We start from the raw sequence: 15,391 nt of genomic DNA on the forward strand, positions 1-15,391 counted from the left end.
GAGTCCACGGCAACCACGAGCCCCCGGCGCCCCTCGGCGCCGGGGGCTCGCCCCTGTCCACGGTGTCTCAGCGGAGCGTATAGGTGGCCGATAAACGCCCGATAGCGCTGCGTTCAACCATGGGCCACACCTCACCGCGCAGAAGGGACACCCCATGGCTGAACACATGAGCGACGAAAGCGTGTACCGCGTCGTGCTCAACGACGAGGAGCAGTACTCGATCTGGTGGGCCGACCGCGCCCTGCCCGCAGGCTGGCACGCCGAGGGCACCGAAGGCAGCCGCGTGGAGTGCCTGGAGCGCATCAACACCCTGTGGACCGACATGCGCCCGCTGAGCCTGCGCCGCCGCATGGCCGAGGCCGGCGCCGGCAGCTGATCCGCACCGCCGATCCCGATGGAGGAGAGATCGTGAACGAGCCTGCGAAGTCGGGACGCGTCCCCGGCCATCTGCTGATACTCCCGCTGTTCCGCGCCCAGGCCGCCCGCACCCCGGCCGCGGCCGCCGTCGTCCGCGCCGACGGCACCGCCGTCACCTATGCCGAACTGGCCGCGCTCGCCGACCGGTTCGCGGCCGGGCTGCGGTCGGCCGGGGTGCGTCCCGGCGACTTCGTCGGAGTGTGCCTGCGCCGCGGCCCGGAGCTGGTCGCCGCGTTCCTCGGCGTCTGGCTCGCGGGCGCCGCGTACGTGCCGCTGGACCCGCACCACCCGGCGGCCCGCCTGGCGGCGGTCCTGGCGGACACCGGGGACCCGGTCGTCCTCGCCGAGCGGGCCACCGCGGACAGCCTGCCGGGCACCGTCCGCACGCTGACCGTCGAGGACATCCAGGACCTTGACGGCACCGGGGGCGCCGAGGGCGAACTGCACCACGAGGGAGTGCAGTTCGCGCCCGACGCCGACCGGCCCGCCTACGTCCTGCACACCTCCGGCTCCACCGGCCGCCCCAAGGGCGTGCTCGTGCCGCACGGCGGAATCGCCAACCGGGTGCGCTGGCTGGCGCACCGGCACCGGGTGGGCGCGGGCGACCGGATGCTGCTGAAGACGACCGTCGGCTTCGACGCCGCCGGCCTCGAACTGTTCTCCCCGCTGATCGCGGGCGGCGCCGTGGTGCTCGCCCCCGAGGGCGCCGAGCGCGACCCGGCCGCCCTGCTGCGGGCCGTCGTCGACGGCGGCGTGACGATTCTGCAGGGCGTACCGTCGGTCTACCGCCGCCTCGTCGAGGAGCCCGGCTGGGAACGCGCCGGCGCCCTGCGCCTGCTCTTCAGCGCCGGAGAGCCGCTCCACGCCGAGCTGTGCCGTGCCCTGCACGACCGGGTGCCCGGGGCGGAGATCTGGAACACCTACGGGCCCACCGAGGCGTCCGTCGACATCACCGAGCACCGCTGGGACCCGGCGCAGGACACCGGCGCCGTGCCGATCGGACGGCCCATCGGCAACATGCGCGTCCTCGTCCTGGACCGGGCCGGGCGCCCGGTGCCCGTCGGCGTCCCCGGCGAACTGCACGCGGGCGGCGTAGGTCTCGCCCTCGGCTACCTCGGCCGCCCCGGCCAGAGTGCCGAACGCTTCGTGCCCGACCCGCACCGGGCGGGCGCCCGCCTCTACCGCACCGGCGACCGGGCGCGCTGGCGGCCCGACGGCGTCCTGGAGTACCTGGGCCGCCTGGACCACCAGGTCAAGGTCAACGGCGTCCGGATCGAGCCCGGCGAGGTCGAGGCCGCGCTCGCCGCCCACCCCTGGGTGCGGGCCGCCGTCGCCGCCGGCGTGCCCGACGGCCGCGGAGGACACCGGCTGGTCGCCTGGGTGCAGTCACGCGGCGAGCCGCTCGGCCCGCAGGAGCTGCGCGCCTTCCTGCGCCACTCGCTGCCGGAGCCGCTGGTGCCGACCGCCTACGTGCCGGTCACCGCGTTCCCGCTCACCCCCAACGGCAAGATCGACCGGTCCGCCTTGCCCGACCCGGCGGACGCCGCCGCCGAGACCGCGCACATCCCGGTCCGCACCCCCGCCGAGCGGGTCGTCGCCGAGGAGTGGACGCGGCTGACCGGCACCCCGGCCGCCGAGATCGGCGCCGACCACGACTTCTTCCAGCTCGGTGGATCCTCGCTGATGCTCAACCGGCTCGCGGCCGGCCTGTCCCACGCCGCCGGACGGCACATCCCGGCGACCGCGCTGCTGACCGCCACCACCGTGGAGCAGCAGGCCGCGCTGCTCACCGCCGGCCGGGCGGCGGACGACACCGCCGTACCCGCGGCGCAGCGCTCCGTGACCCCGGTCGACCGTGACCCGCACGGCCTGCCGCTCTCGCCCGGCCAGCAGAGCATGTGGCTGCTGGACCGGCTGCGCCCCGGCAGTGCCGAGTGGAACGCACCGGTCTTCCTCACCCTGCCCGCCGAGTACGACGACACGGTCGTCCGCGGGGCGCTCAGCGCGCTCGCCGCCCGCCACGAGATCCTGCGCACCCGCTACCTGCTGCGCGGCACCGAGCCGGTGCAACTCGCCGACCTGCCGGCCGAGTGGGACGTCCGCTTCGCCCGCGCCGACACCGCGGACGAGCTGAACGCGCTGGTGGAGGCCGAGTTCGCCGTCCCCTTCGACCTGGCCCGAGGGCCGGTGCGCCGGGCCCTCGCGGTGCGCGGCCGGGGCACGCTGACGCTGCTGCTGAGCATCCACCACATCGCCTGCGACGGCTGGACCTCCGTCGTCCTGGAGCGCGACCTCAAGGCGCTCGCCGAGGCCTTGCACACCGGCACCGACGCGCACCTGCCCGCCCTGCCCGTCCAGTACGCCGACCACGCCGTCCACCGGCGCGCCCGGCTGACCGACACCTTCCTCAAGGCCGAACTCGCCCACTGGAAGGACACCCTGAATGGCATCACACCGGTCGACCTGCCCGCCGACCGGCCCCGCCCGGCCACCCGGGACGCGGCCGGGGCAGCGCACGTCTTCACCGTGCCGGCCCCGCTCGCCGAGCAGGTCGCCGCGCTCGGCCGTAGCTGCGGGGCCACCCTGCAGCAGACCCTGCTGACCGCGTTCGCCGCGCTGGTGGCCCGGTTCAGCGGCAACTGGGACGTCCCGGTCGGGGTGCCGGTCGCCGGACGGCACGGTGACGAGGTCGCCGAGGTGGCGGGCTACTTCCTCAACACGCTGGTGCTCCGCTGCGACGCGCCCGCCGCTACACCGTTCAGGGAGGCGCTGGCCCGGGTCCGCGACACCGCCCGTACGGCCTTCGCCCACCAGGAGCTGCCGTTCGACCGGCTGGTGGCGGAGCTGGACGACACCCGCGACCCGGCCCGCACCCCCCTCTACCAGGTGATGTTCGACGTCCACGAGGAGGGCCGCACCGGCACCGCGGTCGACGCCGGTGACGTGGCCGCCTTCCGCGGGGCCTGGCGCACCGCCCGCACCGACCTGACCTTCGTGCTCCAGCGCCGCCCCGACGGATCGCTGCTCGGCCTCGCCGAGTACGCCACCGCCCTGTTCGACGCGGCCACCGTCGAGCGGCTCGCCGCCTGCTGGATCCGGCTGCTGGAGTCGGTCACCGCCGACCCGGACCGCCGGCTGGCCGACGCCGACCTGCTGCCCCCGCCGCTCCGCGCCGAGCTGCTCGGCCGCGGTCCCGGCCGTCCCGAGCCCGGCACGGTCACCGGACCCGAGCGGACCGTCGACGCGGCCGTCGCCGCGGCGGCCCGGCGCGCGCCGCAGGACACCGCGGTCGTGTGCGGCGGCGAGAGGTGGACCTACGAGCGGCTGGAGCACCGGGCCGAGGCGTTCGCCGCCCGGCTGCGGGCCGAGGGCGCCGGCGAGGGCTCGGTGGTCGCCGTACTGCTCGGCCGCACCCCCGACCTGGTCGCCGCGTTCCTCGGCGCCTGGCGGGCGGGCGCCGCGTACGTGCCGCTGGACCCGGCCGCCCCGGACGAGCGCACCGCGCACGTCCTGACGGACGCGGCGGCGACGGTCCTTATCACCGACGGCACGCACGCCACCCGGTTCGCGGGCCGCTTCGAAGGCCGGGTACTGGACGTGGGCACGGTCGCGGAGACTCCGCAGACCGCCGCCCGTGCACAGTCCGCGCAGCCCGTCCCGGCGGTCGCCGACGACCCCTCCCGCCTCGCCTACCTCATGTACACCTCGGGCTCCACCGGGCGTCCCAAGGGCGTCGCCGTCGAGCACGGCTCGCTGCTCACCATGCTGCGAGCCTCCCAGGCCCATCTGGACTTCGGCCAGGGCCCGGACGACGCCTGGCTGGCGCTCGCCCAGGTCACCTTCGACATCTCCTGCACCGAACTGTTCATGCCGCTGGTGGCCGGGGGCCGGGTGGTGCTCGCCCGGGAACAGGAGCAACGCGACCACGCGGCCCAGCTGCGGCTGATCGACGAACACGAGGTCAGCCACCTCCAGGTGGCCCCGACGCACTGGCAGCTGCTGCTCGACGCCGGGCTCGGCCGCCGCCCGATCGTCGGCCAGACCGGCGGCGAACCCTGCCCGCCCGCGCTGGCCCGCGAACTCTCGCGCCGCCTGATGCGGTTCATCAACGAATACGGGCTGACCGAGACCACCATCGCCGCCACCCGCTGGGACGCCGACGACACCGCCACCGGTGTGCCCGTCGGCCGCCCCTACCCGCATGTGACGGCGTACGTCCTCGACGACCGTCTCCAGCCCGTGCCGTACGGCGTCACCGGCGAACTGTGCGTCGGCGGCGACGGGCTCGCCCGCGGCTACCACGGCCGCCCCGGCCTGACCGCCGCCGCCTTCGTGCCCGACCCCTACGGCCCCGCCGGAGCGCGGCTGTACCGCACCGGCGACCGGGCCCGGATGCGGCCCGACGGCACGCTGGAGTTCGCGGGCCGCGCCGACGGCCAGGTCAAGATCCGCGGCCGCAGGGTGGAGACCGGCGAGGTGCAGGGCGTCCTCGTCGAGCACCCGGCCGTCGCCCAGGCGTACGTCACCGTGCACGGCTCCGGGCCCGAGGCCGCCCTGGTCGGCTACTGGACACCCGCCCCGGACGCCGGGCCGGCCACCGAAGGCGAGCTGCTCGACCACTGCGCCCGCCGGCTGCCCGACTACATGCTGCCCGCCTTGCTGGTGGGCCTGGAACGGCTGCCGCTGACCCGGCACAACAAGGTCGACACCGCCGCGCTGCCCGTGCCCGACCTGGCCGCCGCGCTCGCCGACGAGCCGTACAGCGCGCCCGAGGGGCCGGTCGAGGAGACCCTCGCCGCCATCTGGTCCGAGGTGCTGTTCGGCGACGGCGCCGACCGGCCGGTCGGGGCCCGCCAGGGCTTCTTCCGCATCGGCGGCAACTCGGTCCGCGCGACCCGGGTGATCGCCCGTGTCCAGGAGGAGTTCGACGTCGAGCTGCCGCTGAGCGCCGTCTTCGAGCGGCCCACCGTGCGGGGCCTCGCCACCGCCGTGGAAGAGGCCGTACGCGCCGAGATCGAATCGCTCACCGAGGCCGAACTGGCCCTCGCCCACCGGGAGTACCAGCCGTGACCGCACCCACCGCACCGAACCGGGAAGAGCTGGCGGCCGAACTGCTGCGCCGCCGGCTGGCCGCCCGCGCCGGAGGCCGCCGCGCGGTCCCGGCCGGGATACCCCGTGCCGACCGCTCGGAACCTCTCGTCCTGTCCGCCGGGCAGCGCAGCCTGTGGTTCCTGCACCAGCTCGACCCGGACAGTCCCGAGTACCTGCTGCCGATGGTGTACCGGTTGCGCGGCGCCCTCGACACCGGCGCCCTGCGCCGCGCCTTCGGCACGCTGGCCGCCCGCCACGAGATCCTGCGCACCCGGTACGTCCTCGACGGCACCGAACCCCGCCAGGTGATCGACCCGGCCGGCCCGGCGGACTTCGCCGTCGTCCAGGACGGCTACGGTGACGCGGACGCGGACGCGGACGCCGACGCGGACGCAGACGCCGACGGCCGCGCCGTCGCCTTCGCGGAGGAGCAGGCCGCCCGGCCCATCGACCTCGCGACCGAACAGCCGCTGCGCGTACGGCTGCTGCGGCTCGCCGCGGACGACCACGTGCTGGTCGCGGTGGTGCACCACATCGCCTGCGACGCGATGACCAGACCGCTGCTGCTGTCCGAGCTCTCGGCCCTGTACACGGCCGCCGTCGAGGGCCGCGACCCGGCGGGCGCGCTGCCCGAGCCGGCCCTCCAGTACGCCGACTACGCGGCGTGGCTCGGCCGGCGGGACAGCTCACCGGCCGCGGCCGCCGACCTGGCCTGGTGGCGGGAGCGGCTGGCCGGGCTCGCCCCGCTCGGGCTGCCCACCGACCGGCCCCGGCCCGCCGTGCGCGACGGCGCCGGCGCCATGACGCGCTTCGAGGTGCCCGCACCGGTCGCGGAGAGCCTGCGCACACTCGCCCGGGACGAGGGCGCCACCGCTTTCATGGTCCTGCTCGGTGCCTGGCAGCTGCTGCTCGGCCGCTACGCCGGCACCACCGACGTGTGCGTCGGCACCGCCTCCTCCGGCCGTACCCGGCCCGAGCTGCGCCGGATGGCCGGCTACGCCTACAACACCCTGGCGCTGCGCGCCGCCTGGCGGCCCGGGACGCCGTTCCGCCGCTTCCTCGCCGACAGCCGTACGGCCGTCCTGGCCGCCTTCGACCACCAGGGCACCCCCTTCGACCGGATCGCCGACGAGGTGGAGCCTGAGCGGGACCTGTCCACCACCCCCGTCTTCCAGGTCATGTTCGACCTCGTCTCCGGCGAGGGCGGCCCCGAGGGCCCCGAGCTGCCCGGTGTGAGCGTGGCGCCCGTACCGGCCGAGAGCCGCGTCTCCCGCTTCGACCTCACCCTGCACCTGGCCGAACGGCCGGACGGCACCCTGCACGGCAGCCTGGAGTACGCCACCGCGCTCTTCGACGCGGCCACCGCCGAGCGGATCACCCGCCACTACCGGACCCTGCTCGCGGCGATCGCCCGGGCCCCCGGCACCCCGGTCGACGACCTCGACGTCCTGGACGCCGCCGAGCGCGCCCTGCTCCTCGACGGCCCGGACACCCCCGTGGGCACCGACCGCCCGCTCGAACCCGCCGGCCTGCGCCCAGCCTTCGAGACCATCGCCGCGCAGATGGCGGCCACCCCGGACGCGCCCGCACTGCGGCACGCCGGCACCACCGTCACCTACGCCGAACTCGACGCCCGGGCCGACCGGTTCGCCCGCCGCCTCACCGAGCTGGGCGCCGGCCCCGAGGCCGTCGTCGCCGTCCTCCTCGACCGAGGCCCCGACCTGGTCGCCGCGCTGCTGGGCATCTGGCGGGCCGGCGCCGCCTACCTCCCGGTCGACCCGGCCCACCCGGACGACCGCGTCGCCCACATGCTGGCGGAGACCGCGACCGCCCTGGCCGTCACCGAGACCCGGTACACCGGCCGCCTGACCGGCGTCCGCACGGTCGTCGTCGACGACGCCGCCGAACGGGCCGCGCTGGAGGCGGCCGACGCCGAGCTGCCCGCCGCCGACGACCTGGACCGGCTGGCCTACGTCATCTACACCTCCGGCTCCACCGGGCGCCCCAAGGGCGTCCTGATCAGCCACCGCGGCCTCGCCAACTATCTGGGCTGGACGGTCCAGGCGTACGCGAGCGCGGGCACCGGGGGAGCGCCGCTGTTCTCCTCCATCGCCTTCGACCTGGGCGTGCCCGACCTGTACGCGCCGCTGATGACCGGGCAGCCGGTGCACCTGCTGCCGCAGGACTTCGACACCGCCGACCTCGGCGACCTGCTCGCGGCAGGCGGACCGTACGCCTTCATCAAGCTCACCCCGGGCCATCTCAACCTGCTGGTGGAGCAGTTGAGCCCGGACCAGGTGCGGGGGCTGGCCGGACTCGTCATCGCCGCCGGTGACTCCTTCACCGCCCGGCTCGCCGAACGGTGGGCGACGGCGGCGGGTCCGGGCGGCACCCGGCTGGCCGCCGAGTACGGGCCCACCGAGATCACCGTCGGCAACTCCGCCTATTTCCTCGAAGGACCGGTCCCCACCGAACTGGTCCCCATCGGCCGGGCCGTCCCGCACACCACGATGTACGTCCTGGACGACCGGCTGCGCCCGCTCCCCACCGGCGTGCCCGGCGAGGTGTGGATCGGCGGCACCGGACTGGCACGCGGGTACGCCGGCCGGCCCGACCTGACCGCCGAGCGGTTCGTGCCCGACCCCTACGGCCCGCCCGGCAGCCGCCTCTACCGCTCCGGCGACCTCGCCCGGGTGCTGCCCGACGGCAACCTCGACTTCCTCGCCCGCGTCGACCACCAGGTCAAACTGCGCGGCTACCGCATCGAGTTGGGGGAGATAGAGACCGCGCTCACCGCACACCCGGCCGTCGCCGAGGCCGTCGCGATCGTCCGCGAGGACACCCCCGGCGACAAGCAGCTCGTCGCCTACCTGGTCCCGGCCCCCGGCGCCGACGACCTCGGCCCGGCCGGTCTGCGCGAACACCTCGGCGCGTCGCTGCCGCCGTACATGCTGCCCGCCGCCTACCTCACCCTGGACTCGCTGCCGCTGACCGGCAACGGCAAACTCGACCGCCGCGCGCTGCCCGCACCCGGCCGCGCCGCCACGGCCGTCGGCGCACACGTCGAGGCCCGCACCGACGCCGAGCGGGCCATGGCCACCGTATGGGCGCGGGTGCTCGGCCTGGACACCGTCGGGGTGCGCGACAACTTCTTCGACCTGGGCGGCGACTCGCTGCGCGCGGTCGCACTGGTCGGGGCGCTGCGCACGGCCGGCTGGGAGACCAGCGTCCGGGACGTCTTCGAGCACCGGACCGTCGAACGCCTGGCGACGGCCATTGCCCGCACCGGCGCCCCGGCCGCCGACGCGCCCCGGACCGTCGCACGGTTCGCGCTGATCGACGCCGCCGACCGGGCGGCACTGCCCGCCGACGTCACCGACGCCTACCCGGTCTCACGCATCCAGGCCGGGATGCTCGTCGAGATGCACGGCGGCAGCGGCGAGAACCGCTACCACAACATCACCTCCTTCCGGATCCGCGACGAACTCCCCTTCGACCCGGCCGTGTTCCAGCGGGCCGCCGACCTGATCGTCGAACGGCACGAGGTGATGCGCACCTCCTTCGCCCTGGCCGGGTACTCCCAGCCGCTCCAGCTGGTGCACGCCTCCGCCCGCATGCCCGTCGTCCACGAGGACCTGCGCCACCTCCCCGAGGACGACCGGCAGCAGGCGCTGTGGGACTTCGCCGACCGGGACCGGGCCGAGCTGTTCGACCTGACCCGGGCACCGCTGATGCGGATGGCCGTGCACCTCCTGGACGACGAGAGCTGGTGGCTGTCCATCACCGAGTGCCACCCCGTCATCGAGGGCTGGAGCTACCACTCCCAGCTGATGGAGATGCTCCGCGCCTACCGCGCCCTGCGCACCGGCGGCGAGCCCGCCCCCGCTCCGCCCGCGCCCGCCGTCCGCTACGCCGACTTCATCGCCGGTGAGCTGCGCGCCCTCGACGACCCGGCCGACCAGGAGTTCTGGCGCGGGATCGTCGAAGGACACGACAAGTTCACCGTGCCGACCGGCTGGGCCGGCGACCCCGCGGGACCCGACGAGCGCTACCGCATCGACCTGCCGCTGACCGACCTGGAACCCGGCTTGCGCGCCCTGGCGACCGCCGCCGGGGTGCCGTACAAGAGCGTGCTGCACGCCGCGCACAGCAAGGTGCTGTCGCTGCTGACCCGCTCCGCCGCCTTCCGCGGCGGCATGGTCGCCGACGCCCGGCCCGAGGAGGCCGGCGCCGAGACCGTCTCCGGCATGTACCTCAACTCGGTGCCCTTCCCCTACGAGCGGACCGCCCGCACCTGGGGCGAACTGGCCCGGCAGGTCTTCGCGCACGAGGTCGCGCTGTGGCCGCACCGCCGCTACCCGATGCCCGCGATGCGCGTGCCCGGCGGCGAGGCCCACCTGATCGACGTGCTCTTCCACTACCTGGACTTCCACCAGGTCGACACCGAGCTCATCGACATCATGGCCAGCCGCGACGACAGCCCCAACGAGTTCCCCCTCGTCGTGGGCACCCCCGTCCGCGGTCACCTCTCCCTCGCCTCCCGCACCCGCACGCTCTCCCGGTCCGCCGCCGACCGGCTGGCCGCGCTGTACCGCGCGGTGCTCACCGAGATGGCCGCGGCGGGAGCCGACGGAGACAGCACCGGCGCCTTCCCCGACCGGTACGAGATCGCCCGCCTCAAGGCGCCCGCCCTGCCCCACCCCGAGACCCCGGCCGACGTCCTCGGCGCCTTCGAGGCGCAGGCCGCCCGCACCCCGGCGGCCACCGCCCTGCACGGCGAGGACTTCCGCCTCTCCTACGGCGAGCTCGACGCCCGCGCCAACCGGATCGCCCGCCGGCTGCTCGCCCTCGGCGCCGGTGCCGAGACCCGGGTGGCGGTACTGCTCGACCGCGGCCCGGACCTCGTCGCCGCCCTGCTCGGCGTGTGGAAGGCGGGTGCCGTGCAGGTGCCCCTCGACCCGTGCGCGCCGGACGCCCGCCTCGCCGGGACCGCGCCGCGGATCGCCGTCACCCAGCGCTCGTACGTCGTCCGGCTGCCCGCCGCGGACGTGCTGCTCGCCGAGGACGCCGCCCACGAGGGCGACGCCTCGCCGCTCGGCCTGCGGCACGACCCGGACCGGCTCGCCTACGTCCTGCACACCTCCGGCTCCACCGGCACCCCCAAGGCCGTCGAAGTCTCCCACCGGGCCCTCGCGCACTACCTCGACTGGGCCGTACGCCAGTACACCGAGGCCGGCCGCAACGGAGCGCCCTGGTTCACCCCGGCCGGCTTCGACCTCGGGATGCCCGCGCTGTACGCGCCACTGATGACCGGGCAGCCGGTACGGGTGCTGCCGCAGAGGTACGGCACGGCCGAGTTCGGGCCGCTGCTGCTGCGCGGCGCGCCGTACGCGTTCGTCGGCCTGACCCCGGGCCATCTGGCGCTGCTGGAACACCAGCTGACCGACCGGGAACTGGCCGCGCTGGCCGGGCTCGCGGTCTGCGCCGGGGACGCCTACCCCACCGCGCAGGCCGACCGGGTCGCCGCCCGGATCCGCGCCGGCGGCGGGGGCATGGCCCTCGGCGCCGAGTACGGGCCCACCGAGGCCACCGTCGCCGCCACCTACGGCCCCGTCCGCGCCCGGTCCGGGCGGGCCCTGGTCCCGCTCGGCGCGCCGCTGCCCGGCGTCCTGGTCCGCGTCCTCGACGCGGAGCTGCGGCCCGTGCCCGACGGCGTCACCGGCGAGGTGTTCCTCGGCGGCGACGGACTCGCCCGCGGCTACGGCGGCCGTCCCGACCTGACCGCCCTCGCCTTCCTGCCCGACCCGTACGGACTGCCCGGCAGCCGCCTCTACCGCACCGGCGACCTGGCCCGGCGACTGCAGGGCGGGCACCTGGAGTTCGCGGGCCGCACCGACAGCCAGGTCAAGATCCGCGGCCACCGGGTGGAGCCCGGCGAGGCCGAGGCCGCCCTCACCGCCGACCCGGCCGTACGGGAAGCGCTGGTCACGGCGGTCCCGGCCGCCGACGGCGGGAAGCGGCTCGCCGCCTGGGTGGTGCCCGCCGAGGGCCGCACCGTCGAGGTCGCCGCGCTCCGGGACCGGCTGCGCACCCTCCTGCCCGCCGCGCTCGTCCCGGCCACCGTCGACGTCGTCACCGCCCTGCCGCTCACCCCCCACGGCAAACGCGACCGGGCCGCCGTCGTGGCCCGAGAGGCGACCGGCGCGGGCGCGGCACCGTACGCGGCACCGCGCACCGCCACCGAAAGGCGGCTCGCCGCGGTCTGGGCCGAGGTGCTCGGCCTCGAACGGGTCGGCGTCGACGACGACTTCCGCGAGCTGGGCGGCGACTCGCTGCTCGTGCCGCCGCTGCTGGTCGCCGCCCGCCGCGCGGGCCTCGCCCTCGACCTGGCCACGGCCCTGCGCCACCCCACCGTCGCGCGGCTCGCCGCCGCCCTGGACCACTCCGCAACCAGCAGGGAAGGCTGACCCATGGAAGTCCTCCGGGACGTGCGCCACGCGCGCCACCTCATCTCCGTCGACGACCTCACCGACCACGAACTGCACCGCGTCGTCGCACGCGGAGCCGCGTTCTCCGCCGGCCTCGCCGACCCGGTCCGCCCGCTGGACGGCCTGGTCACCGGGGTCTACTTCGCCAAGACCTCCACCCGCACCCGGACCGCCTTCTCCTCCGGCGCGCTGCGCCTGGGCGCCTCCCTCGTCTCCTACGGGCCCGGCGACCTCCAGCTCAACACCGGCGAGACCACCGAGGACACCGGCCGGGTGCTGTCCGGCATGCTCGACGTCCTGGTGGCCCGCACCGCGGGACCGGAGGAGGAGATGCGCGGCTGGGCGAGCCAGCACCGGATGGCCGTCGTCAACGCCATGAGCGCCGAGGAGCACCCGACCCAGGCGCTGACCGATCTGACCACCCTGCTGCGGCACTTCGGCCGCATCGAGGGCCTGCGCGTCCTCTACGCCGGCGAGGGCAACAACACCGCCGCGGCCCTCGCCCTGGCCCTCGGCCGCTACCCCGGCGTCCACCTCGACCTGCGCACCCCGCCCGGCTACGGGCTCACCTCGTCCGTCGCCGAGCGGGCCGCTGCCCACGCCGCCCGCAGCGGCGCCCGGATCACCGAGCGGCACGACATGGCCGCCCTCGAGGGGGCGTACGACGTCATCTACACCACTCGCTGGCAGACCACCGGCACCAGCAAGCCGGACGCGAACTGGCGTGACATCTTCGCGCCGTTCCGGGTCGGCCGGTGGCTGTGGGACGACTCGCCCCGGGCCGTCTTCATGCACGACCTGCCTGCCCACCGCGGCGAGGAGGTCACGGCGGACGTCCTCGACGGCCCGGCGAGCATCGCCTTCGCGCAGGCCACCAACAAGATGCACAGCGCCATGGCGGTCCTGGAGCACGCGTGCGCCCCGCTGACGGCCCGGGTGCCCGAACACGCCGTCGCCCGATGAGCGGCACCACGGGTCGTCCGGCCACGGACCCCTCGGAAGTGCCGTGGCTGATGACGGAGGAGACGCGCGAGGGGAGCGGGAGCGGGAGCGGGCGGGGTACGGTCACCGAGGTGTCCGATCCGACACCGGTCACCGCACCGGAGCCGGAGCGGGAACCTGCCGAGTCCGCGCCCCACCCGCCGTTGCGCCGCAACCGGGACTTCACCCTGCTGTGGGGCGGCGCGGGGCTGTCGCTGCTGGCCGGGCGGGCGACCGCCGTCGCCTATCCGCTGACCGTGCTGTGGGCCACCGGATCGCCGGGGGACGCCGGACTGGTCGGCACCGCGCTCCTGCTGCCCATGCTGCTGATGCAGCTCCCGGGCGGGGTGCTCGTCGACCGTTACGACCGGCGGCGCATCATGATCGGCGCCGGGCTCGGCCAGGCACTGATCGCCGTCGCGGTGACCGCGCTGCTGCTCAGCGGACGCACCTGGCTGTGGGCGCTGCTGGTCGCCGCGTTCGCAGAGGGCGCCCTCGGCGTGCTCCACCAGCTCGCCGAACGGGCCGCCGTGCCGGCCGTCGTCCCGCGCGAACAGCTGCCCGCCGCGCTCACCGGCAACGAGGCCCGCACCCGTGGCGCCGCCATCGCCGGACAGCCGCTCGGCAGCGGACTCGTCGCGCTCGGCGCCTCACTGCCGTACGCGGCCGCCGCCGTCAGCCAACTGGCCTCCGTCATCTGCCTGTTCGGAGTGCGAGGCAAACTCCAGCAGCAGCGCACCGGACCGCCGGCCCGGCTCGGCACCGAGATCCGCGAGGGCCTGGTGTGGATGTGGCGGCAGCCCTTCCTGCGGGCCGTGATGACCGCCGTCGCCGTCACCAACATCCTCTTCCAGGGCCTCAACCTGGCCGTGATGGCGGGCATCCAGGAACGGCACGGCACCCCCTTCGAAGTCGGCCTGGTGCTCTCGCTCAGCGGCGCCGGCGGACTCGTCGGCGCGATCACCGGCGGCTGGTGGAGCACCCGGTTCCCGCTGCGCACCCTGGTCCTGGGCGGACTGCTCGCCTGGACGGCCTTCATGGTCCCGGTGGCCGCCGCCCTGAACACCCCCGTCCTGCTCGGCGCCCTGTTCGCGGCGAGCGGTTACGTCGGCGGAGTCTTCAACGTCGCCGGTGGGGTCCTCCTGGTCAGGGCCGCGCCCGACCATCTGCGAGGCCGCGCCAACGCCCTGGCGAACCTGGTGGGTTCGGGCGCCATGGCGGCCGGGCCGGTCGCCGCCGGCTTCCTCCTGGAGTCCACGGACGCCCTGCGCACCGCCCTCGTCCTCAGTGCCGTCATGGCACTCACGGCACTGGCGGCGCTGGCCTCGCCCGGCCTGCGCAAGGAGCCGTTCCCCGAGGCAGGGGACACCCCCGCCGGCGGTCCCGGGAACACCTCCCGGAAGCGCCCCTGAGACCCGCCCGGAAACCGGCCCTGACCTGCCGGTTTCCGGTATAGGTCGCCGATAGGGCCGTACGCGAGAGTCATAGCACGCGAAGCAACCGGGCCTCCGGCCCGCGACTTCGCCCGACACACCCCGTGAATCCGCCCCTTCCGCCCCCGTGTAAGGAGAACGCGCATGACGCTCAACACCCTGGACCGCAGGAGTGCGCTGCGGGCCGCCCTCGGTGTCGCCGGAGTGGCCGCCACGGCGTCTCTCATCGGCGCCACGCCCGCCGAGGCCCACGGCCGTCACCGCCACCCCTCCCTGCCGGAGGTCCCGGGCATGGTCGGCGACCGCTGGGCGAACGAGTTCTGGTACCAGTACGACGAGATGTCGTACTACACCCCGTCCCAGGAGATGTCGGACGCGGTCTACGCCATCGTCGCGCCGTTCGGCGGCTTCACCAAGACCTACGACGCCTGGGTCGAGACGCGCAAGAGCGGCCGCTACCCGCGCAGCTTCAAGGAGCTGATCAAGCCGAACAAGGCCGCCTTCGAGGTCATATCGCGCGAACAGATCAAGGTCTACGACCGGTTCTACGGCCGCGACCCGCGCGGACTGCTCTTCGCCTTCCAGGAGTACGGCCAGGGCACGCTGTTCGACCCGCGCCGCCCGGACGGCCAGAAGGTCCACATGATGAACTACACGCCGCCGTCGCCCACCCACGCCTACCACCGCTGGCACCCGTTCCTGGCCGGCTTCGCGCTCCTCGGCATCAAGCCGCACTACTGGACGCACATCAACCGGCTCGTGGGCGTCGCCTGGGAGCTGCAGTCGCTGGCCCAGCCGATCACGGACCGCAACGACAACCCGCACCTGCCGAAGCGGACAGTCCGCCGCGTCACCTCCAAGTGGATGTGCCGCGACCGCGCCGAGCTGGACAAGGCCTTCGACGTCTGGCCCTTCCCGGTCGACCTCGGCAAGTAGCCGCCCGTAGCCGCAAGCAGCTGCAGGCACGGACACAACCGGGCA

At 75.2% G+C, this 15,391-nt stretch carries 6 protein-coding genes; all 6 read left to right on the forward strand.

Annotated features, from left to right (window positions below):
* Window positions 1-166: 166 nt before the first annotated feature.
* The 6 genes from ACFY5B_RS06850 to ACFY5B_RS06875 all read left to right on the forward strand — a co-directional run bounded on the left by ACFY5B_RS06850 (window position 167) and on the right by ACFY5B_RS06875 (window position 15,346).
* The gene (locus tag ACFY5B_RS06850) at window positions 167-376 is read left to right on the forward strand and encodes an MbtH family protein (RefSeq protein ID WP_389966444.1); all 210 of its coding nucleotides are present in this window, start codon (window positions 167-169) and stop codon (window positions 374-376) included.
* Between the two features lie 32 nt (window positions 377-408).
* Window positions 409-5,487: an amino acid adenylation domain-containing protein gene (locus tag ACFY5B_RS06855; protein ID WP_389965536.1), complete on the forward strand. Its 5,079-nt coding sequence runs from the start codon at window positions 409-411 to the stop codon at window positions 5,485-5,487.
* Window positions 5,484-11,975: an amino acid adenylation domain-containing protein gene (locus tag ACFY5B_RS06860; RefSeq protein ID WP_389965539.1), complete on the forward strand. Its 6,492-nt coding sequence runs from the start codon at window positions 5,484-5,486 to the stop codon at window positions 11,973-11,975. Before ACFY5B_RS06855 ends, ACFY5B_RS06860 begins: the two co-directional genes overlap by 4 nt.
* Before the next feature lie 3 nt (window positions 11,976-11,978).
* Window positions 11,979-12,959 (forward strand): ornithine carbamoyltransferase, encoded by a 981-nt coding sequence (locus ACFY5B_RS06865; RefSeq protein WP_389965541.1) that lies wholly within the window; start codon window positions 11,979-11,981, stop codon window positions 12,957-12,959.
* A gap of 110 nt (window positions 12,960-13,069) precedes the next feature.
* Window positions 13,070-14,389, forward strand: coding sequence for an MFS transporter (locus tag ACFY5B_RS06870; protein ID WP_389965543.1), 1,320 nt, complete (start codon window positions 13,070-13,072; stop codon window positions 14,387-14,389).
* 165 nt (window positions 14,390-14,554) lie between these two features.
* Window positions 14,555-15,346, forward strand: a complete 792-nt coding sequence (locus tag ACFY5B_RS06875) for a Tat pathway signal sequence domain protein (protein ID WP_389965546.1) — start codon at window positions 14,555-14,557, stop codon at window positions 15,344-15,346.
* The last annotated feature ends 45 nt before the right edge of the window (window positions 15,347-15,391 follow it).

It is taken from the genome of Streptomyces sp. NPDC013187, from assembly GCF_042899705.1.
GTDB classification, from domain to species: Bacteria; Actinomycetota; Actinomycetes; order Streptomycetales; family Streptomycetaceae; genus Streptomyces; species Streptomyces hawaiiensis_A.